25 protein-coding genes and 6 pseudogenes are annotated in these 20,740 nt (G+C 67.9%); 22 read left to right on the top strand and 9 right to left on the bottom strand.

The genetic code is table 11. The annotated features are described in order from the left end of the window. Window positions 1–161 precede the first annotated feature (161 nt). Window positions 162–797 carry a TetR/AcrR family transcriptional regulator gene (locus tag NFX44_RS29660; RefSeq protein ID WP_262286903.1) on the bottom strand — a complete coding sequence of 212 codons (636 nt, stop codon included), beginning with the start codon at window positions 795–797 and terminating at the stop codon, window positions 162–164. A 136-nt stretch (window positions 798–933) separates the two neighbouring features. On the opposite strand from NFX44_RS29660, the gene NFX44_RS29665 reads away from it, so the two are divergent. The 8 genes from NFX44_RS29665 (at window position 934) to NFX44_RS29700 (ending at window position 6,435) form a co-directional block, all read left to right on the top strand. Then, a complete protein-coding gene (locus tag NFX44_RS29665; protein ID WP_262286904.1) occupies window positions 934–1,257 on the top strand; it encodes a hypothetical protein in 324 nt (107 codons plus the stop codon). 170 nt (window positions 1,258–1,427) lie between these two features. Then, complete coding sequence (locus NFX44_RS29670) at window positions 1,428–2,219, top strand: isocitrate lyase/phosphoenolpyruvate mutase family protein (protein ID WP_262286905.1); 792 nt, start codon at window positions 1,428–1,430, stop codon at window positions 2,217–2,219. Window positions 2,220–2,286: 67 nt separating this feature from the next. Beyond that, complete coding sequence (locus NFX44_RS29675; protein ID WP_262286906.1) at window positions 2,287–2,934, top strand: nitroreductase family protein; 648 nt, start codon at window positions 2,287–2,289, stop codon at window positions 2,932–2,934. A gap of 45 nt (window positions 2,935–2,979) precedes the next feature. Continuing rightward, window positions 2,980–3,360, top strand: a complete 381-nt coding sequence (locus tag NFX44_RS29680) for an MmcQ/YjbR family DNA-binding protein (protein ID WP_262286907.1) — start codon at window positions 2,980–2,982, stop codon at window positions 3,358–3,360. A gap of 44 nt (window positions 3,361–3,404) precedes the next feature. Beyond that, entirely contained in the window at window positions 3,405–4,328 is a 924-nt protein-coding gene (locus NFX44_RS29685) for an NADP-dependent oxidoreductase (RefSeq protein WP_262286908.1), read from the top strand. Window positions 4,329–4,491: 163 nt separating this feature from the next. Then, entirely contained in the window at window positions 4,492–4,938 is a 447-nt protein-coding gene (locus tag NFX44_RS29690) for a GNAT family N-acetyltransferase (protein ID WP_262286909.1), read from the top strand. Window positions 4,939–4,985: 47 nt separating this feature from the next. Beyond that, window positions 4,986–5,459 carry a GNAT family N-acetyltransferase gene (locus tag NFX44_RS29695; protein ID WP_262286910.1) on the top strand — a complete coding sequence of 158 codons (474 nt, stop codon included), beginning with the start codon at window positions 4,986–4,988 and terminating at the stop codon, window positions 5,457–5,459. 649 nt (window positions 5,460–6,108) lie between these two features. Continuing rightward, window positions 6,109–6,435 (top strand): hypothetical protein, encoded by a 327-nt coding sequence (locus tag NFX44_RS29700; protein ID WP_262286911.1) that lies wholly within the window; start codon window positions 6,109–6,111, stop codon window positions 6,433–6,435. Between the two features lie 114 nt (window positions 6,436–6,549). Here the strand turns inward: NFX44_RS29700 and NFX44_RS29705 are convergent, their stop codons facing one another. Beyond that, a complete protein-coding gene (locus tag NFX44_RS29705) occupies window positions 6,550–7,191 on the bottom strand; it encodes a TetR/AcrR family transcriptional regulator (RefSeq protein WP_262286912.1) in 642 nt (213 codons plus the stop codon). Window positions 7,192–7,273: 82 nt separating this feature from the next. Between NFX44_RS29705 and NFX44_RS29710 the strand changes: the two are divergent. From NFX44_RS29710 to NFX44_RS29725, 4 pseudogenes are all read left to right on the top strand, one after another. Beyond that, window positions 7,274–7,749, top strand: a pseudogene (locus tag NFX44_RS29710) (peroxiredoxin family protein). Window positions 7,750–7,889: 140 nt separating this feature from the next. After that, a pseudogene (locus NFX44_RS29715) lies at window positions 7,890–8,281 on the top strand (redoxin domain-containing protein); the annotation flags it as partial. Continuing rightward, window positions 8,244–8,755: pseudogene (locus NFX44_RS29720) on the top strand (hypothetical protein). The pseudogenes NFX44_RS29715 and NFX44_RS29720, both read left to right, overlap by 38 nt. 3 nt (window positions 8,756–8,758) lie before the next feature. Beyond that, a pseudogene (locus NFX44_RS29725) lies at window positions 8,759–8,857 on the top strand (IS982 family transposase); the annotation flags it as partial. Window positions 8,858–8,929: 72 nt separating this feature from the next. Here the strand turns inward: NFX44_RS29725 and NFX44_RS29730 are convergent. Further along, window positions 8,930–9,853: a ketopantoate reductase family protein gene (locus NFX44_RS29730; RefSeq protein WP_262286913.1), complete on the bottom strand. Its 924-nt coding sequence runs from the start codon at window positions 9,851–9,853 to the stop codon at window positions 8,930–8,932. 86 nt (window positions 9,854–9,939) lie between these two features. On the opposite strand from NFX44_RS29730, the gene NFX44_RS29735 reads away from it, so the two are divergent. After that, window positions 9,940–10,503, top strand: a complete 564-nt coding sequence (locus NFX44_RS29735) for an ABATE domain-containing protein (protein ID WP_262286914.1) — start codon at window positions 9,940–9,942, stop codon at window positions 10,501–10,503. 174 nt (window positions 10,504–10,677) lie between these two features. Here the strand turns inward: NFX44_RS29735 and NFX44_RS29740 are convergent, their stop codons facing one another. Further along, complete coding sequence (locus NFX44_RS29740; RefSeq protein WP_262286915.1) at window positions 10,678–11,418, bottom strand: FAD-binding oxidoreductase; 741 nt, start codon at window positions 11,416–11,418, stop codon at window positions 10,678–10,680. Continuing rightward, complete coding sequence (locus NFX44_RS29745; protein WP_262286916.1) at window positions 11,388–11,984, bottom strand: molybdopterin-dependent oxidoreductase; 597 nt, start codon at window positions 11,982–11,984, stop codon at window positions 11,388–11,390. The genes NFX44_RS29740 and NFX44_RS29745 overlap by 31 nt, the downstream gene beginning before the upstream one ends. A gap of 421 nt (window positions 11,985–12,405) precedes the next feature. Between NFX44_RS29745 and NFX44_RS29750 the strand changes: the two genes are divergently transcribed. From NFX44_RS29750 to NFX44_RS33300, 3 genes and pseudogenes are all read left to right on the top strand, one after another. Then, on the top strand, window positions 12,406–12,735 hold the full coding sequence (locus tag NFX44_RS29750; protein ID WP_262286917.1) for a hypothetical protein: 330 nt from the start codon (window positions 12,406–12,408) through the stop codon (window positions 12,733–12,735). Between the two features lie 600 nt (window positions 12,736–13,335). Continuing rightward, window positions 13,336–13,797: a DUF5709 domain-containing protein gene (locus tag NFX44_RS29755; RefSeq protein ID WP_254336331.1), complete on the top strand. Its 462-nt coding sequence runs from the start codon at window positions 13,336–13,338 to the stop codon at window positions 13,795–13,797. Window positions 13,798–13,843: 46 nt separating this feature from the next. After that, a pseudogene (locus tag NFX44_RS33300) lies at window positions 13,844–14,079 on the top strand (transposase); the annotation flags it as partial. A gap of 533 nt (window positions 14,080–14,612) precedes the next feature. Here NFX44_RS33300 and NFX44_RS29765 read toward each other — a convergent pair. From NFX44_RS29765 to NFX44_RS29775, 3 genes are all read right to left on the bottom strand, one after another. After that, window positions 14,613–15,008: an MmcQ/YjbR family DNA-binding protein gene (locus NFX44_RS29765; protein WP_254336335.1), complete on the bottom strand. Its 396-nt coding sequence runs from the start codon at window positions 15,006–15,008 to the stop codon at window positions 14,613–14,615. 122 nt (window positions 15,009–15,130) lie between these two features. After that, entirely contained in the window at window positions 15,131–15,784 is a 654-nt protein-coding gene (locus NFX44_RS29770) for a nitroreductase family protein (protein WP_254336821.1), read from the bottom strand. Between the two features lie 39 nt (window positions 15,785–15,823). Further along, window positions 15,824–16,366: a carboxymuconolactone decarboxylase family protein gene (locus NFX44_RS29775; protein WP_262286919.1), complete on the bottom strand. Its 543-nt coding sequence runs from the start codon at window positions 16,364–16,366 to the stop codon at window positions 15,824–15,826. A gap of 434 nt (window positions 16,367–16,800) precedes the next feature. Here NFX44_RS29775 and NFX44_RS29780 point away from each other — a divergent pair, with 434 nt between their 5' ends. Continuing rightward, window positions 16,801–16,959, top strand: coding sequence for a hypothetical protein (locus NFX44_RS29780; protein ID WP_262286920.1), 159 nt, complete (start codon window positions 16,801–16,803; stop codon window positions 16,957–16,959). 118 nt (window positions 16,960–17,077) lie between these two features. Here NFX44_RS29780 and NFX44_RS29785 read toward each other — a convergent pair. Beyond that, window positions 17,078–17,242, bottom strand: a pseudogene (locus NFX44_RS29785) (transposase); the annotation flags it as partial. Window positions 17,243–17,675: 433 nt separating this feature from the next. On the opposite strand from NFX44_RS29785, the gene NFX44_RS29790 reads away from it, so the two are divergent. The 5 genes from NFX44_RS29790 to NFX44_RS33310 all read left to right on the top strand — a co-directional run bounded on the left by NFX44_RS29790 (window position 17,676) and on the right by NFX44_RS33310 (window position 20,723). Next, window positions 17,676–19,043 (top strand): FAD-dependent monooxygenase, encoded by a 1,368-nt coding sequence (locus NFX44_RS29790; protein ID WP_262286921.1) that lies wholly within the window; start codon window positions 17,676–17,678, stop codon window positions 19,041–19,043. 27 nt (window positions 19,044–19,070) lie between these two features. Further along, window positions 19,071–19,283: a ThuA domain-containing protein gene (locus NFX44_RS29795; RefSeq protein WP_262286927.1), complete on the top strand. Its 213-nt coding sequence runs from the start codon at window positions 19,071–19,073 to the stop codon at window positions 19,281–19,283. A gap of 50 nt (window positions 19,284–19,333) precedes the next feature. After that, window positions 19,334–19,699, top strand: a complete 366-nt coding sequence (locus tag NFX44_RS29800) for a DNA polymerase ligase N-terminal domain-containing protein (protein ID WP_262286922.1) — start codon at window positions 19,334–19,336, stop codon at window positions 19,697–19,699. Window positions 19,700–19,905: 206 nt separating this feature from the next. After that, window positions 19,906–20,346, top strand: a complete 441-nt coding sequence (locus tag NFX44_RS33305; RefSeq protein ID WP_315974652.1) for a substrate-binding domain-containing protein — start codon at window positions 19,906–19,908, stop codon at window positions 20,344–20,346. Between the two features lie 14 nt (window positions 20,347–20,360). Next, entirely contained in the window at window positions 20,361–20,723 is a 363-nt protein-coding gene (locus NFX44_RS33310; protein ID WP_315974653.1) for a substrate-binding domain-containing protein, read from the top strand. Window positions 20,724–20,740: the final 17 nt, after the last annotated feature.

Genomic DNA, 20,740 nt, shown 5'->3' on the forward strand with positions numbered 1-20,740 from the left:
GCCAGCTAGCTTGGTCTTAACCCCCCGAGATCCGGCCGGTCATCATCGACGCCCGGGCGAATGCACCGGAGCCGCACGTCGCTCTCGGCATCGGTGTCGGGATGCGCCGATGATGGACGGCCGATCTAGGGAAGTCGAGCGGCGGATTCGGTTCCAACTGCCTATGCGTCGTGTGGGATCGCGAAGGTCTCGATGTAGTCGAGAGCGGCTTCCAGGGCGTCCCTGAGGGGCGAGATGTCCCGGGCGACTTGTGCGAGGAGCATGCCGCCCTGGAACGCGGCGAGGAGCAGGCTCGCGAGCTGCTCGGGGTCGGCCTCGTCGCTCAGACGGCCCTGCCGCTGCAGGCGGAGGAGCGCGTCGCGGAAGATCTCTCGCCACTGGGCGAACGCATCCGCAAGCTCATCGTGAACGTCGAGGTCGGTCTTGATGATCTCGCTGGCGAGCGACCCGAGGCTGCAGCCTTCCTGGTAGGAGCGTTCATACCCGATATAGAACGCCGCCCACTTCCGAAACCCCTCGAGGCTCTCGAAGCCGTCGAACTGTTCGCCGCGATGGAACCCGAGGACGCGTTCAGCCTGCCATTCGATCACCGCCAGGACGAGGCTCTCCTTGGTCGGGAAGTAGTGGTTGATCTGCGACCCGCTGACGCCGGCGGCGCGCCGGAGCTTGTCGTTGTTCGTGGCGTGGACGCCCTCGGCGTAGATGAGCGCGGCGGCGTGCTCCAGTATCCGGGCACGCGTCGCCTGCCCCTTCTCGGTGAGCTGGCGAGGCGCTGGCGCTGCCGTCGTGGACTTCATGATTCACATCTTAGCAAAAGTGGGCTTGACAGCCCAGTCATGTGTAGTGTTGCATCTACGGAGTGGGCTACGCAGCCCAAAACTTGACCTGGGTCGGTTACCGACCACCACCCACACGAACCGGAGTGGATCTCCCGTGCCACGCCTGAACGTTCTTCCCGCCGATGAGCCCTCCGCCGACGTGCGGGGCACTCTTGACGAGGTCGGAGCGCAGTTCGGCTTCGTACCGAATATGTTCACCATGCTCGATTCGAGCCCGACCGTCCTCGATCTCGTCATGACGGTGCAGACGAAGGCGAGCAGCCTCCTGGACGCGAGGACGCGCCACACGATCGCGCTGGCCGTGTCCGAAGCCGATGGCTGCGACCTACTGCCTGGCGCCGCACACGGCCGGGTCCCTGAAGGGCGGCATGTCCGCGGAGGACATCGAGCTGGCGGGGCGGCGGCGAAGCACTGCTGACGAACTACCTCAACAACGTGAACCTGACCGACGTCGACATCCCGGCCCCCGACCTCCCATGAGCGCTTACCAAACTCACGAGCACAGCGGCCTGACCGGTCGAACCCTCGCCCTGATCGGCTGCACTGGAAAGGAACGACATGCCCGGTTCTGAGCTATATGAGAAGTTCATGGCGCTGCACACCCGAGAAGGGGGCCTCGTCATGCCGAATGCCTGGGATGGCGTGTCGGCATTGGTCCTGGCGGATGCCGGCTTCGAGGCCATCGGCACGTCGTCGGCGGCCCTGGCGGCCGCGCTCGGCCGCATCGACGGACGCCACAGCATCTCCCGCGACGAGCATCTCGACCACGCACAGCTGCTCGGCCGGCTCACGGGGTTGCCCGTCAACGGTGACTTCGAGGACGGCTACGGCGTCACCGCCGAGGACGTCGCAGTGACTGTGGACAGTGCCGTCGCGCACGCGCTGGCCGGCATCGGGATCGAGGACACCACCGGGAATCCCGATGACCCGATCCGCGACTTCGACGACGCGGTAGGCCGGGTTCGCAGTGCGGTCGCCGCGGCGAAGCGACGCATCGTCGTCACCGCTCGCACCGACAACTTCATCCAGGGGCGGCCTGACCTCGATGACACCATCCGACGGCTGACGGCCTTCGCCGAGGTCGGCGCCGACGTGCTCTACGCGCCGTTCCCGCCCGACCTCGAGTCCCTGGTCGCTATCGTCACCGCCGTCGCGCCGACACCCGTGAACGTTCTCATCTCACCGGCGGACCAGGTGCTGACCGTCTCTGAACTGCAGAAGGCCGGGGTCAAGCGCATCAGCCTGGGCCCTGCGCTCTACACGCATGCGATGGGTGCTCTCGAACAGGCGGCCACGGCGCTCAAGGCCGGCGACATCGCCTCGGCCACGACAGGCATCAGCTTCGACCGGGTGAACGAACTCCTCGCCCGCAAGCCCTAGCCGTATCCGACTTTCACCACAACAACCCCTCAACTCATCACGCACAACGCACAGAAAGCGCGATGACATGGATCTCGACAAGCTCATGAGCAAGCACCTCAGCCGGTATTTCGACGGCAGCAAGACGATCCCGGATGAGACTCTTCAGCAGCTGCTGAGGTTCCTGCGCTCGGCTCCCACGTCGACGAACATCCAGCCGAATCACTTCTACGTCGTGTCCACTCAGGAGGGCAAGGAGCGGCTGGCGGCCAGCCTCGGCGAGCGATTCCAGGACAACGCCGAGAAGATCCTCAACGCCTCGCACACCATTATCCTCACCACTCGGGCCGATGTGCCCGAGCACCACCTCGAAGCGGTTTTCGCCAAGGAGCGGGCCGACGGCCGGTTCGCGGATGAGGCTAAGCAGGAGCGGTGGGAATCGATGACCCGTGACTTCGTGAGCCTGCGCAGGTACAGCTACAAGGACACCTACCACTGGATGGAGAAGCAGACCTACATGGTGATGGGTCTGACGATGATGGCAGCCGCCGAGCTCGGCGTCGAGGCCATGCCGCTCGAAGGCTTCGACCCGATCAGCGTGGACAAGGCCTTCAACATCCGCGCGACCGGATACACCACCACCGTGCTGCTCGCGCTCGGCTACCCCGACGAGGCGAAGCAGTACAAGACCCCGGTGTCGCGGTTCGAGCCCGAGCGTCTGTTCACCTTCGCCTGAGCGGCCCGGCCCGGGCGAACCGATTGCTAGAGGAGTTGATCAGCTATGGACGGACAGGAACTACAGAAGGTCGCGAACGAGTACGCGACAGGGCTGCCGGACGTGACGTTCGAGCACCGTGTCGGCCCGAATTGGGAGCTGTACAAGGTGGGCGGCAAGGTCTTCATGCTCATGACCGACATGCCGGGACACCCCGTCGTGATCCTGAAGGCCGATCCGGACGAGGCCGTTGGGCTGCGCGAGCAGTACGCGGAGATCACGACCGGCTACCACATGGACAAGAAGCACTGGATCACGGCAGCAGGTGGGCCCAGCCTCGACGAGAACCTGGTGAAGGAACTCGTCACCGACTCCTACCGGCTCGTGGTCGACAAACTCCCGAAATCCAAGCGGCCCGTGGACCCGAGCACGAACCCGGCCGCCTGAAACCCGAAACACGAACGAACAGAATCAACACAGAAGGACAAATCATGATCGGACTCGGTGTTCGAGCCGCCAACGGCGCTCTGGAGATCCTCGACCTTCCGAACCCCCGCCAGCCTGACGCGGGCGAGCTCGTCCTGGAGGTGGTCGCGGCAGGGATCGGGCCGTGGGACGCCCTGCTTCACACGGGCGGATGGGACGTCGGCCTCGTTCCGCCCGCAGCTCTGGGCGTCGAAGCCGTCGGCCGCGTCACCGCGACCGGCCCGGACGAGACCGAATTCCGCGCGGGAGACTTCGTGCTGGTCCACGAGGCGCCCCTGCCAGGCGGCAGCGGCACCTGGGCAGAGCGCGTCCTGGTCCGTTCCGCGCACGTCGCACGACTGCCCGAGAACCTGGCTCCGGAGATTGCGGCGGCACTCCCGGTCGCCGGGCTCACCGCCCAGCAGGCCCTCGACGAGCTCCGGGTCGACGCCACCACCCGCCTGCTCGTCGTCGGAGCGTCCGGCCCCACCGCGTCACTGGCCGTGCAACTCGCCCACCTTCGGGGCGCCGACATCGTCGCCGGTGCCGGGCCGGCCCGCGCCGATCAGCTCCGCGCCCTCGGTGCCAGCGAGGTCATCGACACCCACGCTGACGGTTGGGCGCAGAAGATCGATCGCCGATTCGACGCCGTCCTCATCGCCGCGACAGGCACCGCCGAGGACGCGATCGGACTGCTCACCGACGGAGGCCGCCTCACCTCCATCACCTCGGACGCACCCGATCCGATTCGCGGAATCACCACCTCGAACCTCTACGTGCAGCCCGACGGACATGCACTCGGCGAACTCGCGGCACTCGCCGCTTCCGGCAAACTGAGAATTGATGTCCAGACGACGCCAATCAAGGACGGCACCGCGATCGCGGACCAGGTCGCGGGCGGCCGCTCTGGTGGGGTCAAGTACGTCCTCGAGTTCCGACGTCCGCGGTAGAAGGACGTTGCGGACCCTTGCGGCGACCGAGCGCGTCAAGGGGAAGACGATGATCCGCGTGCGCCCAGCGCCTACGCCCTCGTCGACGGCATGCGGCTGGACGAGTACGACTGCCGCCGCGTGCCGGGACCGATCTGATGACCATTAACGAAGGGACACCCACATGACCGGCCCAGCCGAGCCGACCCGCCACGCCGTCGAGTACCCCGACGAGGCCGGACACCCCGACGAGAAAGGCACCGTCAGTCAGGAGCGGGCCGTCCTCATCGACGAGGTCCTCGATGCTCCCCATGCCCCCGCATTCGACTTCGCCGTCGTCAACGACGAGAAAACCGGCATCTACGACGCCATCGTCGGCGACCGCGAGGTCGGCGGGCTGACCTACAATGTCGCCGGCGACGACCGACTCGTGCTGTTGGCCGCCTTGGTGTACCCCGAGTTCCGCAAACAGGGAATCGCCACCGAACTGATCCGACGCGTTTTGGACGACGTGCGCGCGCAAGGCAAGACCGTTACCATCCTGTGCCCGATCGTGCGCACCTTCATCGAGCGCAACCCCGAGTACGCCGACCTCGTCGACCCTGAGCACCCGGGAGTGACCAAAGGTTGACACCGGTCCTAGACCCACCCATTAGCTCCCCGACAGAAAGTGTAACGATGACGATCAATCCCGAGGCCGAGGCGGTCGCCCGTGAAGAGAACAACGCGTTGATCATCGCCGCTCTGGACAAGTCAGGCCTCAGCGAGGTGGAGTCCAGCTGGGAGCTCGATGTCATCAACGACGCGGAGCACGGGCGATGGATCGCCACCCTCGGTGCCGAAGCGATCGCCGAGCTCTCGTACCGGTTCGTGGGCGGCCGTGTCGTTCTGCTGACGACCTGGGTCGATCCCGCCTACCGCAACCATCGGGTAGCCACGGAACTCGTCTCTCGCGTCCTGAACGAGATCCGCGGGAGCGGGAAGAAAATCACCATCATCTGCCCGGTCGTGGGTGAGTTCATTGCCCGCAACCCGGAGTACACCGACCTCATCGACAAGATCCATCCCGGCTCCGGCGCGTACCCCAAGCACGAACCCGTGGGAGGCCAGGACGACGAGCAGCTCACCGCGCCCGAACGCGACCTCGGCTGAGCTACTCTCCCCGGCTCTACGCTCACATCATGCCCCTCGACGCGGACCCCGAGTTCGTCCACGAGGACGTGTACCGGCCTCGCCACGAGGTGGACCTGCGGGCGACGGTGCGGCCGATCTTCTCCGGTGACGGCGACCCCACGTTCCTCTCGACGCCGGATGGGTTCTGGCGCGCGGTGCGCACCCCCGACGGCCCCGCGACGCTGCACGTCCAGATGGGGGCGGGTGCGGATCGGGGTGCGTTCCGGATCCGGGCGTGGGGAGACGGCGCCGAGTGGGCGCGAAAATCCGTGCCGGATTTGCTTGGCGCTCACGACGACTGGAGTGGGCTCGACCTCTCCGGTCACGCGCGGCTCGCTGAGGTACGCCGCCGGTGTTCCGGCCTGCACCTCACTCGAACTGGACTCGTGTTCTCCGCGCTCGTCGCTGCCATCTTCGGGCAGAAGACGACCGCTCGGCAGGCGCACCATTCCTGGCGCCACCTCGTCGCCCGCTACGGCACTGCCGCGCCGGGACCGGCGCCGCACGGCTGCGAGTCACGCCGAGCGCGCAGGAGTGGAGCCCCATCCCATCCTGGGCCTGGCACCGCGCCGGTGTACAGCCGTCGCAGTCCCGCACAGCCATCGCCGCGAGCAGAGTCGCCGCCTCCGTGGATCGTCTGGCAAGTCTCGACGCCGGCGACGAGCGCGTCGGCGCCGGTCTGCGCAGCATCCCCGGCGTCGGCGTGTGGACGGCGGCCGAAACCACCCAGCGGTCCCACGGCGATCCGGATTCGGTGAGCGTCGGCGACTACAACCTTGCAAAGGAGGTCGGCTGGGCGTTCACCGGCAGCCCCGTCGACGATGACGGCATGCTCGAGCTGCTCGAGCCGTGGCGTGGGCACCGGCAACGAATCGTGCGGCTCATCGGCGCCAGCGGATTGCGCAAACCCCGATTCGGCCCGCGTATCACGATTCAGGACCACCGCGTCCACTGACGACTCCGCGGCCGAACCGCCCACGCATCGGCGCAGGCACGGGACGCCGTCACGACGCGCCTTGCTCGGTGTCGCCACCGGTTCGGGACAGCCGTCCGCGATGGCCCCTGTCCGTCATCCGTGTCGCCGCCCGCTGGGCGTGAGGGTGTTGATGTGCGCGATGGCCATGTCAAGGGCCCGGGCCAGCGGTCGGGCGGTCCGCCGGGTCTTGGCCAGGAGCAGGCCGCCCTGCAGGGCGGCGATGAGCGCCTCGGCGAGGGCCGCGGGATCCGCCTCGGACACCAGTTGCCCGTCGGCCCGCATTGCGGCCAGCCCATCGGCCAGCCGCGCCTCCCACCGCCCGAACGAGGAATCGAGGACACCGCGGGTGTTCTCGTCCCGGTCGGCCAACTCGTTGGCCAACGAACCGAGCGGGCACCCCCCGACCCAGCCAGCGGCCTCCTGGGTCGCGACGACCAGATCCCGCCAGCGCCGGAGACCCTCGATCGAGTCGAGGTCGTCAAGCTGGGCGCGCTGCGCCTCCAGAATACGGCTGGTCTGTCGGTCGATCACCGCCCGCAGCAGGTCGTCCTTGTCGGCGAAGTAGTGGTAGAGCTGCGATTTGCTGACCGCCGCCTCGGCCATGACCTCGTCCAGGCTGGTTCCGGCGGCACCCCGGCGGAAAACCAGGGTGGCTGTCACCTCGATGATCCGCTCCCGGGTCCGGGCACCGCGGGCGGTCAGCCCGGTCGACCTCGTCGCCGTCGTGTCCGTCACGATAGCTTAACTGGACTTGTCGGTCCAGTTTTCGCGGCGTTGACTCAAGGTGATCGTGGACCGGCTGACAAGGAGACACACCATGGCTCGACTCGACAACGGCCAGACCTTCCGACCCTCGAGGTGCCCCGTACCGGCGGGGGCACCCTCCGGCTACCCGACGAGTTCGCCGGGCACTACGGCGTCGTACTGATCTACCGGGGCTCCTGGTGCCCCTACTGCACCGCCCAGCTCGCGGCGTTCCAGCGCGCCACCGACACCCTCACCGCACTCGACGTGCGGGTCGCCGCGCTCTCCGTCGACGAAGAACCAACCACCAAGGCGCTGGTCGATAAGCACCACCTCGCGTTCCCCGTCGGCCACAGCGCGGACGCCGAGCAGGTCGCCGCCCTGACCGGCGCGTACCTCAACGACGACCGCCGTCACCTGCAGTCGACCGGCTTCGTCCTCGGCCCGGACGGCTCCGTACTCAACGCCGTCTACTCCAGCGGCGCCATCGGCCGCCTCGTACCGGAGGACGTCGCCGGGCTGGTGCGCTACCTGCGCTCCCACGCCTGACACCATGGCCCCGCCGCGGCCGGCCATGCTGGAGTGCGCGCACAGACACCCCATCGTTGCCGCGCCCGCGGCGGCGCCAGGGAGCCGCCGAACAGCGCCCCCGCGGCGCGAGCACCGCCGCGAAGCCGACCACCACGACCACGCCGGCCGCCATGCCGTCCGGTGGAACGCCACCGCACCGCCCGAGACGATCTCGTTCAGTGCCCGGACGCTCGACGGCGGCACCTTCGCGGGCGGCAGCCATGCCGGCAAGCCCGCGGTGGTGTGGTTCTGGGCGGCCTGGTGCACCCGCCGTCGTGCGGTGGCCGACAAGGTGGCAGTCGTGCAGCGGGACAACGCCGGCAGGGTCAACCTTGCCGGTGTCGGCGGACTCGGTAGCGGCGACGAGGCGATGCGGCGGTTCGCGCAGGATACCGGCATCGGCCGCTTCCCCAACCTGGCCGACGACGACGGCCAGGTGTGGCGCCGGTTCAAGGTGACCGGTCAGGAGCACTATATGCTGCTGGGCTCCGCCGGGACGGTCGTCCACTCGCTGGGCGTTGGGCGCCGGGCTGCTAGCCGCGGTCAACCCGTGCGGCTTCGCCGCTGCTGCCCGCATACCTGTCGATGCTGGTGCTGAGCGATGAACCGGCGGCCGATCGGGGCCGTTCCCGCCGATCGGCCGGGCGCTCGCGCTCACCGGCGCGATGACCGTCGGCTTCGTCGCGGTGTTCGGCACGTTCGGGCCGCTCGCCGCGCCGGCGGCGTACGCGGTCGCCTCGCTCGGCTGCACCATCGGCCCGTTCCTGGCCGTCGTGGTCGGCGGCTTCCGCGCCGGCTCCGCCTTCTCCGGCGTCGGACTGTTCGTGGCGTACGCGCTGGGGCCAGTGGCTGGCTTGCCGGCCTCGGCCCGTGGACGGTCGCGGCGACGGCCCTCGCGCTGCTCGTCCTGACCGCCGGCGCCACGCTGCTCCGCCTGCGCCGCGTGCCCGGCGAGTCCTCGGCAAGCCGCCACCCACCCGACTGAGACCACGATCAGCTCGCCGCACGCGCCGATGCCACTGTCATCTGGCACAACTGGACCATCGACGCACCCGTGAAGCGATCACTCATCGCCTACGACCGCTGAATCTTCAGGGCATTAATCAGCTAGGGACGACAGACGTGGGCCAGGCGGCGGCTGAGCCTGGGTGACAGCAGACTATCCGCAGCTGAGGCGCTCTTCGTGCACGCGCAGAGCCACCGTCGTGGCGTCCAGCAGAGGAGTGGGTACGCCGAGCGCACGGGCCTGCGCCGTGAGGTCGCCGAAGATGTGCTCGGCCTCGGTCGGCTGCCGGGCGATCAGGTCCCGGTAGAGCGAGGCGGTGTCGGCCGAGCCGGGCCGGGTGACGAAGGCCTGGACGTTGTCGAGGACCTGCTTCGGCACCGGGTACCCGGCAGCTGCGGCGATGGCCGCGGCCTCGGCGGCGATCTGCGCGCCGAGGCGGTCACCTCCGGGGACTGCCTCGGCGTCGCCCACCGAACCGCGTACCAGGGTGTTGAGGGCGCCGAGTGTGCTGATGAAGACCCACTTGTGCCACATGGCTCTGCGGATGTCCGGCGAGACGGACAAGTCGAATCCCGCGCCGGACAGCACTTCCGCGATCTCCTCGACGCGCTGCGACGCGCCACCCTGCTGCTCGCCGATGACGATCTCGGCAAGGGCGCCCAGCCGGACGATGTCACCCTCGGCGTCGAGCATGGTCAGGACGCGGACCACGCCGCCGAGCACGGCGTCCGCATCGAACCGCTCGTTCAGCGCGTCCAAGTGCGCCATGCCGTTCAGGAACGGGATCACCGTGGTACGCGGGCCGACCGCAGCGGTGATGTCGTCGATCGCCGCCGGCAGCGCGGTGGCCTTCACCGAAACGAGCACGACGTCGTAATGCCCGTCGATCTCGGCGGCGGTGAGCAGCCGTGGCGTGAGCACGGTCTCGGTCCCCAGGCCGGTGATCCGCAGCCCGCGCTCGCGGAGCACGGCGGCGCGCCTGGGCCGGACGAGGAAGGTGACGTCCCGGCCGGCCTGCTGGAGCTGAGCGCCGAAGTAGCCTCCGGTCGCGCCCGCCCCGACGACAAGAATCCTCATGCGCCGAGACGTTACTGGTCGATCCGGTAACACAACAGCATGTGCGGAGTGATCTGGGTTACCGGTTGAACCGGTATCATCGAGCGGTGTTTCAGGATGAGGCGGCCTTCCGGTTCGTCGGCGGGCGGCTTTCGGTCGACTTCACCGCGACGCACGGCCTGCGCTGGCGCGGCCCCAGCGTCGAACGCATCCCTGCCCCGGCCGATCTCGCGCGCTGGTTCATCGAGGCGGGTCTGACCGACATCACCGTGCCGGTTTCCGCCTCGACCCTCCGCAGCGCCCATGAGCTGCGCGAAGCCCTCTCCCGGCTGATGCGTGGCCGGGTCTTCCAGGAACCGCTTGACCGACGAGCCATCGATGTGGTGAACCGCTGGGCGGCCAAGACGGCACCCGCGGTCCGGCTCACGGCGGACGGTTCGGCGAAGCGCCTCGTGAAACCCACCGCCGGCGGGCTGCTGGCGGTCGTGGCTCGCGACGGCGTTGACCTGCTGGGCGGCTCCCGCGCCAACCGCCTGCGCGAATGCTCCAGCGACACGTGCACGCTGCTCTACCTGGACACCTCGCGGGCGGGCAGCCGCCGTTGGTGCTCCATGGAGGTCTGCGGCAGCCGCGACAAGATGGCCCGCTACCGCCGGCGCGCCACCGTGTGACCACATTCCGGCACGCTGTTGGGGTGAGGCCACGCCGCGCAGTCGTTGACGGTGCCAGTGGCGTGTGGTGCAAGGCCGCCAACAAACTCGTCGACCTGCTGATATTAGGCTGGGAATGGCTGCGTTGATCGCAGAGGCCGCTCGCCTGTCGTCAGACAGCGCTCACAGACATGGTCATCCTCCGGTGGGTCCGAAACGTTCGGTGCGGATGTTCGCGGAATCGTGGCCGATGTCGACGAGGAGGTCGGCAACGGTCGCGACGAATCCGGTGGGCCCGCAGACGAACGCCACAGCGTCGGCGTCGCGGGGCCAGGCGACGCGGGCGAGGGCGTCCGCGTCCAGTCGTCGGGGTGGGGCCGGCCAGCCGGGGGGCGCGACCCTGGTATAGACGTGTGTGACGGCGACGCGCCCATCGGCTGCGGCTCGTGCAGTTGCAAGATCCGCGGTGAACAGCGCATCGGACGGGGATCGGGTCGAGTAGAGCAGCCTGGTGGGATTCGTTGCCGCAGGCACCATCGACATCAGGGGCGCCACGCCGGACCCGCCGCCGATCAGCAACGCCGGGCGCGGATCGGCGGGTCGGCGTACGAACCAGCCGCCGAGCGGTCCACGGATCTCGAGTTGGTCACCCGGCTCTGCAACGTCGACGAGGTACGGCGAGACCTCACCGTCGGTCACCGCCTGGACGGTCACCTCGAAGCGGTCGGGCCCCGGGGCGGACGAGATCGAGTAGCTGCGGTACGCCGTGTAGCCGTCGGGAGCCGTCAACCGGACGTCGACGTGCTGGCCCGGCACGTGGCCTGTCCAGCCGTCAACGTCGAGGATCAGGGTCCGCGCCGTCGCGTTCTCCGCGCGGGTGGCGGCGATGGTCGCCGGCTGCCAGGTCAGTCTTCCCGGTACCGCTGCTCGCGCCATGGGTCCCCGTCATTGTGGTAGCCGGCCGTCTCCCAGAACCCGGGCTCGTCGTCGAGACGCAGTTCCAGTGCGCGCAGCCATTTCGCGCTCTTCCAGAAGTACAGATGAGGAATGAGGAGACGAGCTGGCCCGCCGTGCACCGGCGCCAACGGCTCGCCGTCGAACTCGTACGCCACCCAGGCCTGTCCGTCGAGAAGATCCTCGAGCGGGACGTTCGTGGTGTAGCCGCCGTAGGAGTGGGCGACGACGTACTCGGCCGCAGTCTCGACGTCGGCCAGCAACGTGTCCACCGAGACGCCTCGCCAACTCGTGCCGAACTTCGACCAGCGCGTGACGCAATGGATGTCCACGGTCGGCTCGTCGGCGGGAAGGGCGGTGAACTCCGCCCATGACCACGTGCTCCGCTCGCCAGTCTCGGTCACCACGGCGAGCTGCCACTCGTCGAGGCCGATGCGCGGTGTCGGTCCCGCCGACAGCACCGGGAAGTCGTCCGTGCGGTACTGGCCGGGCGGGAGGTCGGTGTCGTCGCGTCTGCGGCCGCCGAAGCCGCGGGTGATCACTGCCATGCGCCCCTCCCCAAGCGGCGGAGCGGCCGTGATCCCGCTGCCACCCGTGCTTCCACTCGGCCGGTCGATGTCGATGTGGTACCCGCCCATGACGTCATCGCCAGCGAGTGTCCCGGTGATGAAATTCTCCCCGGTAGGAACGTGGTCGCCCGCATTCCGGGATATATTAACTGGACCATCGCGTCCAGGGTAGGCTGGCGTGGCACCGGTCTGCAAGCCCCGCTGACCGGCGGCCTGCAGCAGCAGCCGGACGGTTGTGACGGTGCGTCCCCCACCTGGCGGATGCCTCCGCAGCGAGCATATAGTGGACTATAGCGTCCATACGGTGCGGCTAGAGATTGTTGCGAGTTGGTCGTTCGACATGTCGTCGCCGCTGCGAGATGGCGGCGGCCAGTGTCTTGCCCGATGTCAGGAGAGTTCGATGGACCCGGTTCCCTCCGGTGGGGACGTTGTCGATGGCCAGCCGGTCGATGCGGTGGACATGATCGCCGCCCTGACCGCTGCACAGCTTGTGTTCCACGACGGTGCAACTCAATCGTTCACGGCGGATGGTCGAACGACTTACGTCGACAGGGGCACACCATCAACTGGCGAGTGGTCTGTTACCGGTGACGGTACCTTCTCTTCATTCTGGCCGCCGACGTACCGGGCGGCGTACACAATTCGGTGGATCGTCGAGAACGGAGTGCGGGTGGGCGTCAGCTTCACGGATACCCAGAGCGGAGTCCGCTACGACGGCCGGTACGTGTGACTGGACGAGATTGCAGCCATACGTCGAGTTACGATTCGTTCGGTTACCTCGTGTGAGGTTGCGCGACGCCTGGCTCAGGGCACTCTCCTCGTCCGCATGACGAGGCCTGTCAGCGGGAGGGCGGTCAGTAGAAGGGCCGCGTGGAGGAGCGCTCAAGCCAGGCCACGGCCCCGCGGTTGACGGCGCGTGGCGCGAAGACGAGGTCTCGGATCATCGCGACGGCAGCCGACCTGATGCGCGTACGCCCTGCAAGAGGGCAGGTACGGGTGCCCATTACTGCCGAATAAGCTTCGGTAGAAACCGGAGACATGGGTACTGCGAACAGCACTTTTCACGCCGACGTTTTGATCATCGGCTTCGGCAGGGGGTAGGGCCGTAGCCGCGAAGACGGGCCGGTCCGCCGGCCAATCCCGGGCAGGCGGTCGCTCTCGTCACGTGAGGTTTCCTTGATCGGCAAAACAGGCGACGGCCGGTACCGGAACATCCGCCCCGAGGCCGCCTGACACCCGCGGCAGACCTCACTAACCCAACCAGTTTCAAGATCGGCAGGAAACATCCCAGTTTCCACCATCGCTGGAGTCTTACGAAGGAGAGACGGCCGTGAGCCAGACCGAGAGCATCGAGCCCGTCGAGGAGTGGGACGCGATCGAGGACGACGGGGTCCTGGACGCCTCGGACACGCTGGACGACGATCGCGTCAGTGATCCCCTCGATACCGGCATCGTAGCCGCAGATCACTGGACGGGCGCGAACCGCTTCGGCACCACCATCGCCGAGCAGCGGGCGGGCGAGTCCCTCGATCAACTGCTGGGCCAGGAGGAGCCGGACCTCGATCCGTACGCCGAGGTGGCCGACGACGAGGATGAGTTGGCCCGGCGGGGGTACGAGCGGGAGACGCGCGCGGGGCGCCTCGTCGCCTACGACGAGGGTCTGGGCGCGGACGAGGAGGCCGAGTTAGTGGCGTGGGACGCCGGAATCGACGCGGGTGCCGCGAGCGCCGAAGAAGCCGCGATTCACCTGGTCGACGACCCCAACGGCCCCGGCGACGGCCCGCTGCGGTGAGTCGGGCCGTTCGCACAGCCCCAACTTGATCTAACCTCCGAGAGGCCTGGAGAAGTTCCGGCGGGAGTTTTACCGCTGCTTGACCGTGCGTGCTGACGCGTTGTTCGACCTGACGGACGCCGCGTTGTGCGCCGATGGGCCGGTCCGGTCGTTGGTGGAGTTGTCGCTGGTGGGTGAGCACCGTCGGGGTCACGGGGCGTTGTATGACGCCCTCGCCTGCGGGCGGCTGGACATCGACCGGCTGCGCACCGCCCTCGCCGGGGGGTGCCGCTGCAGCGGGCGTGCGGGGCTCGAATACTCGGTTCGGCTGTCTGAAGTGCGGTTCTGTGCGAGCCGGAGCCCTGCGCAGCCGCATGCTCGTGCCCATGAGCGCGTCGTTGCTGTACCTGCGGCTTCGCCAGATTCTGCCGGTCCACACAGTCGTAGGAACCCGTTACCAGCTCCGCGTACCGCGCACTGAAATCATCGATCACTCTCACACCGTACGGACCGCCCGGCCGGCACCGCACCTACCCGCCAGGGGAGGCTGCCCCGAAGGGGCCACTGATGTTGGGCGAAGTCCCAAGATCAGCAAAGGTTTCTGGCTTCTCGAAGGTCAGGAACCGAAGATCGGAACACGGCGTGCGTTTGACCAGGGTATTTCATCGGCAGGTGGGCTTCGATCGGGCGGTCGTCGAAGGACGTGTGCCTCGATGAGGACGCCGACGGCGAGGTCCTCGTCGTTGCGGCCGGCCACGTAAGGGCGCCATGCGCCGGTGCGGGCGCTGCTCGGATGAGGGGCAACAGCGCTCTGGGCGCGGTCGGCGCCAGCGTGATCAGTCGGCGGAGGGCGGGACGCGGAACGAAGCCGGATTGACGGGACGGCTCTGCTTCGGTAGGCCGGCAACGACGAGGAGGTACGACTCGGTCACGAGATTGTCGACAAGCGCGGGCTCGACGTCCGCGCCCGCCCGCACCGTGATCCAGTGCTTCTTGTTCATGTGGTAGCCGGGCGAGATGCTCGCGTGAGCTGCGCGGAGCGCCTCCGCGTCGGTTGGATCCGCTTTCAGGATCACGACGGGCTCGCCGGGCATGGACGTCTGCAGCATGAACACCTTGCCGCCGACTTTCCATACCTCCCAGTCGCCGGCGAACTGGTGTGTGTGCTCGGAGCCGGGAAGCTCGGCAGCGCGGGCCGCGGCTCGATCCTGCGCTGCCTTATCAATCTGCATCTTGACCTCCTCGAAGTCCTCAGGGGGTCGACTGCCCAGCCTCCGTCGAGGAGGTGCGGACGCCGGGCAACCGAGTCGAAGTGAACGGGGCCGGCACCGCGGTCCGATGTCCGCCCCGTCCGTCACATGTGCGTGAAGATCTTCTCCGCGTCGAACCGCGAGACCGGCTGGCGGGAGATCCGAGCCTCGTCGGGGTAGCCGAGCACCAGAAGCAGCGTGGTCGTGTAGTCGGTGTCAGTCAGGTCGAAGGCCGCGTCCACGGTCTTGCGGTCGAAGCCCTCCATCGGCGTCGCGTCCACCCCGAGGGATGCGGCGGCCATCATCGTGGCGCCGACGACGAGGTAGGTGTTCTTCTCAAGCCAGTGGAGCACGTTCCCGCCATAGTTCTTTGTCTGGATCTCAACGAAGTTGGAGGCGCCCGCCTCCCATCCCTTCTGGATCTCCGGGTCGGCGAAGCGCCCGTCGGCGCGCTCCTTCTCGAAGATCTCCTGCAGGTGCGTGTCGGGGATGTCCTTGCGCGTCGTGAAGACGATGGCGTGCGACGCGTTGCGCACCTTCTCCGCGTTGTCCGCGAAGCGGCCGATCAGTGCGTCCGCGAGCTTGTCCTTGCCATCCTGCGTCTCCAGCACGTGGAAACGGTTCGGCTGGATGTTGATCGTCGTCGGCGAGGTGCGCAGGTAACGCAGCAGCTGCTGGAACGTCTCCTCCGGGATCCTCTTGCTCGGGTCGAAGTAGCGGGTGAGGTGCTTCGTGATCAGCTTGTCGAGATTCAACATCGTGCTTTCCTTCGTTTGAACGGCGGGCGGAGAGGAAGTTCAGGCCGACTGGTGGTCGGCGCCGGGGACGTCGACGACGGCGTCGCTGACGTTGTTGAGGTAGTTCGTGAGCAGGGTGACGACCACGATCGTGACGATCGCCTGGATCTCCGGGTCGATATACCCGACCTCGCGGATCGCTGCGAGGTCCTGGTCGCTGACCTGGCCGCGCGTCTCGATCACGTGCTGCGCGAACTTCGCGACGGCGGCGCGCTTCGGGTCGCTGGACGTGCCCATGCGGGCGAGCTCAATCTCCTCCGCCGACATACCGCCGAGGTTCGACGAGATGAAACCGTGGAGTGCCTGGCAGTAGTGGCAGCCGTTCGACTGAGAGACCGCGAGGGCGATCGTGTGGCGCGTCTTCGCGTCCAGGAGCTTCGCGATGCTGCCCTGCAGGCCCATCACGATCTCGAGCACGGTCGGGTTCGCGGCGAGCGTGGTGAACATGCTGGGCGCGAAGCCGAACTGCTTCGCGATGGCGTCGAGGGCGCCCTGCGTCTTTGCGTCGATGTCGGCGCGCGCGGGAGCGGTCAGGCGAGACATGGTGATGAACCTCCGGGGATGACGCCACTGGACTGTTTGGTCCACTTGCTTGAGTGAACACCATCGAAAATGGGTTTCCAAGCCCAGTTCGTGTTACGTTGATTACAAGCAGGGAGCCAACCGGGTGTAGGCAGCCCAGAAGCTCACTCCCAAGGGCCAGGCCACGCGCGAGCGGATTCCGGCACTCGTGGGCCAACGCGTGACTTATTGGACTATTTAGTCCACCCGCTTGAGTGAACACCATCGAAAGTGGGTTTTCAAGCCCAGTTCGAGTTACGTTGATTACATGTAGGTGAACAACGGGGCGGAGGCGGCCCAGAAGCTCACTCCCAAGGGCCAGGCCACGCGCGAGCGGATACTGGAGCAGGCGGCGGCGTTGATCTACGGCAAAGGGGCCCACGCAACCAACAACGAGCTCGTCCGCTGCTGCAGGCGTGAGTGGATCGCAGCTGAGTCACTACTTCCCCACCAACGAGAGCCTCGTCCTGGCGGTCATCGACTGGCAGGCCGACAGCGTCCTCGGCTTCCATCGCAGCGAACGCTTTGCCAGCTTCGACACCGTCGAGGCGTTCCAGGACTGGACGGACTTCTAAGTCCTCTCGGGGCGTCCGTTCGAGGCCGGCTGCAGCCTCGGCTCGCTCGCGAGCAAGATCGTCAAGACCGATCTCGACGTACACGACCGGCTCGCTTGCAGCCCGGCCAGGACGCGGGCCAAGGTGCACCGGTGCGTACCCGCCACCGTATGCCGTCGATGATCTGTCGTCTGGTCCACTTGCACGGTCTTCCCCGCGACGATTCCGCCGGCAGCAACGGATGCAGGTGCTGCCACTGGATGTCGCTCAGGTCATGCCGCTCCGCCGCCGCTAGGCTGGCCACGAGGTCTCCGGTATTCAGGTTTGCTTGGCGCTGAGGGCTTCGATGACGTCTTGGGCGGTTCGGAGGGTCATGTACTCCGTCCTGACAGCGCCCCTTGGTAGCCATCTGATCCTTAGACTCCCAAGACCAGCCGTCCGGTCCGGTCCGCTGGTCCTGGTCCTCCGACGCTCGGCAACTCGATCCGTTCCTGTGCGTCCGGCCCGGTTCGCCCCGGCGGCTCCCACGTGTGGCTCGCAGGCGGTCAGCTCGGGAATCGCACAGATCGGGCTCTGGTACCGCGTTTCGCCGGGTCGGCACAGCCCCGGTTGGCCTGGTTCACTCTGAAGTCACACCGGCCCGTGGGCGGCCCGCCGGCTTGTGCAAACGGATCGGCAAGTGACTACTACACGCCCTGGCCTTGCCCAACATGAGCGTTGGCAATGAACATTAACCCGTGGACGCGGATGTGGTGATTGCCGGATGTGGACCGGTCGGAGCGGTGCTCGTCGCATTGCTCGGCGACCGTGGTATCCGCGTCGTCGTCGTGGATCCGGCGTCCGACGCTCGGTCTGGGCCGCACGCCCACCCGCGGGCGGCGGTCCTCGATTCGCACGTGCAGCGAATCCTCCGCCGCATTGACGGCCTAGACGGCTGGGACGAGTGGGCGACCCCGCTGCGCCGTTCGCAACTGCTCGGCCCCGATCTCCGCCCGCTGCTCACGCTTCGCCTGGCGGATGGCGTCCCGGCTGGCGTCATGCTCGACCAGCCCCGCCTGGAGCGGGCACTACGCGACCGACTGGCGCAGATGCCCACGGTGCACCTCCACACCGGTCGGTCGGTGACGGCGCTCGAGCAGTCGGACGACATCGTCGCCGTCACGCTCGACGACGGCTCGACGCTGACCGCCTCGTGGCTCGTCGGCTGCGACGGGGCGTCGAGCACCGTGCGGGGCCTGATCGGCGCCTCCTACGACGGCGTCAGCTACCCGGAGCCGTGGCTGGTGGTCGACGCCCGCACCGATGAGCCCAACACTGGCGAGCCGACGTTCTCCCACGTGCTCGACCCGGCCCGGCCGATGGTGACGTTCGAGCGACCCGGCGTTCGGAGGTGGGAGTGGATGCTGCTGCCCGACGAGGACCCGGTCGGCATGGTGGCGCGGATTGACGAGCTGATCCAGCCATGGGCGGATCCCGCGGCGCTGTGCGTCGAGCGGGCCGCGGTGTTCACGTTCCACGCCCGTACCGCCTCGGCATGGCGCCGCGGCAGAGTGCTGCTCGCCGGCGATGCCGCGCACTCGATGCCGCCGTTCACCGGTCAGGGCCTCGGCGCCGGCCTACGCGACGTCGCGACCCTGTCCTGGCTGCTGGCCGACGCGCCCGGCGACGTGGACCGCTACGAGCGCGAGCGGCGGCCGGCCGTGGCACGGATGACCCGCACGGCGTTACTCACCGGCCGGGTCATGCTCGGCCGCAACCGTTTCACGGCCGCCGCGCTGCGCGGGTTCGTGCGGACCGCAGGGTTGCTCCCAGGCCTTGACGCGCGCGTAGCCAGGGCAGCCGCAGCGCCTGAGCGACTCCCCGACGGCACCCGGCAGCTGCCCGATGCCCCGCTCGTCGTTGACGGCCGGAGCACCAACCTCGACGCGCTGCTGGGAAACCGGTGGGGCGTTATCTCCGGCGAGGCCGGCAGCCTCGACTCCAGCACCAGGGCGTGGCTCACCGCGCACGGCGCCGTTTTCGCCGACGTGGATAGGTTCGCAAAAGGGAAAGCGACGATCGTGCGCCCCGACCGCTTCATCGCGACCACCGTCCCCCTCGCCTGAGGGGCATCGTCACCTCAGGTCGGAGTCCTGCGGGCCGTCGAGGGCGGCGACGAGGAGCAGGCCTGTTCCTCAACACCGCCGGCGACGTCCTCAACCCCCGTCAGGAGGGCCGCGTTCGAACGGCACGTCACCGCCGGCGGCGGGAACGTCGGTGTGCACGCCGCAGCCGAGACCGAGCCGGACTGGGCGTTGTACCAGGACCTCGTCGGCGCAAAGGTCGCCTCTACCGTTGAGCGGTAACGCACTCAGCGTGCGCATTCGACGGGCGGCAGAGTCGGCGGGCGCCCACAATGGCAAAGGTGCCACTCGCCTTCGTCCTGCACCACCACCGCAAACCACGACCGCACTTTGACCTGCGGCTCGAGGAGAATGGAGTGCTGCGCTCATGGGCGGTGCCTCGCGGCCTGCCGGACGATCCCAGTGACAACCGGCTCGCGATCGCCGTGCCCGGCCACCACCTTGATCACCTCACCTACGAAGACGCCGACAAGTCGATCGCCGACATCGGCACGTGGGAGGAGCACGACCGCACCGAGCGCCGCATGCTGTTTACGTTGCACGGCCGCACCGGCCGCCGGCGATACGCGCTCATCCGCACCGGCGAGGGGTGGCTGCTCCACTTGACGAAAGAGCAGCCTTCGGACGAGCGCAGATAGCAGGCTCCCGGCCTGGTTCTGGGACGCCGGAAACAGCATCGTCGACCAGGACGACGAAGGAGATGCCGTCGTTCGCTAGTGCCTGAATCCCGTGACTGGTTCTTCGAGCCAGCCTGGAACCACTACCTCGACTGGCACAGAATTCGCCATTCGAACCGGCTGCACCACGGGACAAGTAGCCGGGGCAGACCTTCACCATCGGCGTCATGCTGCCCGACATCCGTAACCCGTTCTTCGCCGAGATCCTGGACGGCCTCAGCGACCGGATCGCGGGCGCCAGATACCAGGTGCTCCTCTGCCCCGGCTGCAACGGCGAGGACGCCGAGGCCCGCGTCATCCACGCCATGATCGACCGTGGCATGGACGGCATGATCCTCATCGCGCCGTCTCCACGCGGGCCCACCTCGAACATGTCGCCGGCGTCGTGCCCACCGTCGTCGTCCCGGCACGGCCGCTCCCATGCCTACGACACGGTGGCCGACGACGACCTCAGCGGGGCAGCGCTGGTCGTCAACCACCCCGCCGACCTCGGACACCGCCGAATCGCGCACATCGAACACCACGAGACCAGCGCCGACTGCCTCGCCGAGATGCCCAATGCCATCCGCGCCGAGGGCTACCGGCAGGCGATGCGCGTCGCGGGCTGACCGACGCGATCGACATCGCCTCCAGCCGCTACAACCATGCAGGCGGTTACCTCGGCGCCCGGCAGCTACTCGCCCGAACGGTCCGGCCCACCGCCATCTTCGCCGGCGCCGACATCGTCGCCATGGGGCTCGACGCCATCGCCGAGGCCGGCCTCCGCGTGCCCGAGGACATCTCCGTAGCCGGTTACGACAACACCACCTTCGCCGCACTCCGGCCGATCTCACTGACGAGCGTCGGCCAGGCCGGTCACGAGATCGGCGCCGACGCGGCCCGGCTCCTGCTCGACCGCATCGCCCACCGGGCCCGGCCCACGGCCCAGATCAAGCTCTCCCCCGCCCTGGTCGTCCGCCGGACGACCGCCGCGCCACCGGCGTAGCCGTGCCTGGCGGCTCG

Origin of the sequence: Micromonospora sp. MA102, assembly GCF_025460765.1 — a bacterium.
Lineage (GTDB): Bacteria > Actinomycetota > Actinomycetes > Mycobacteriales > Micromonosporaceae > Micromonospora > Micromonospora halotolerans.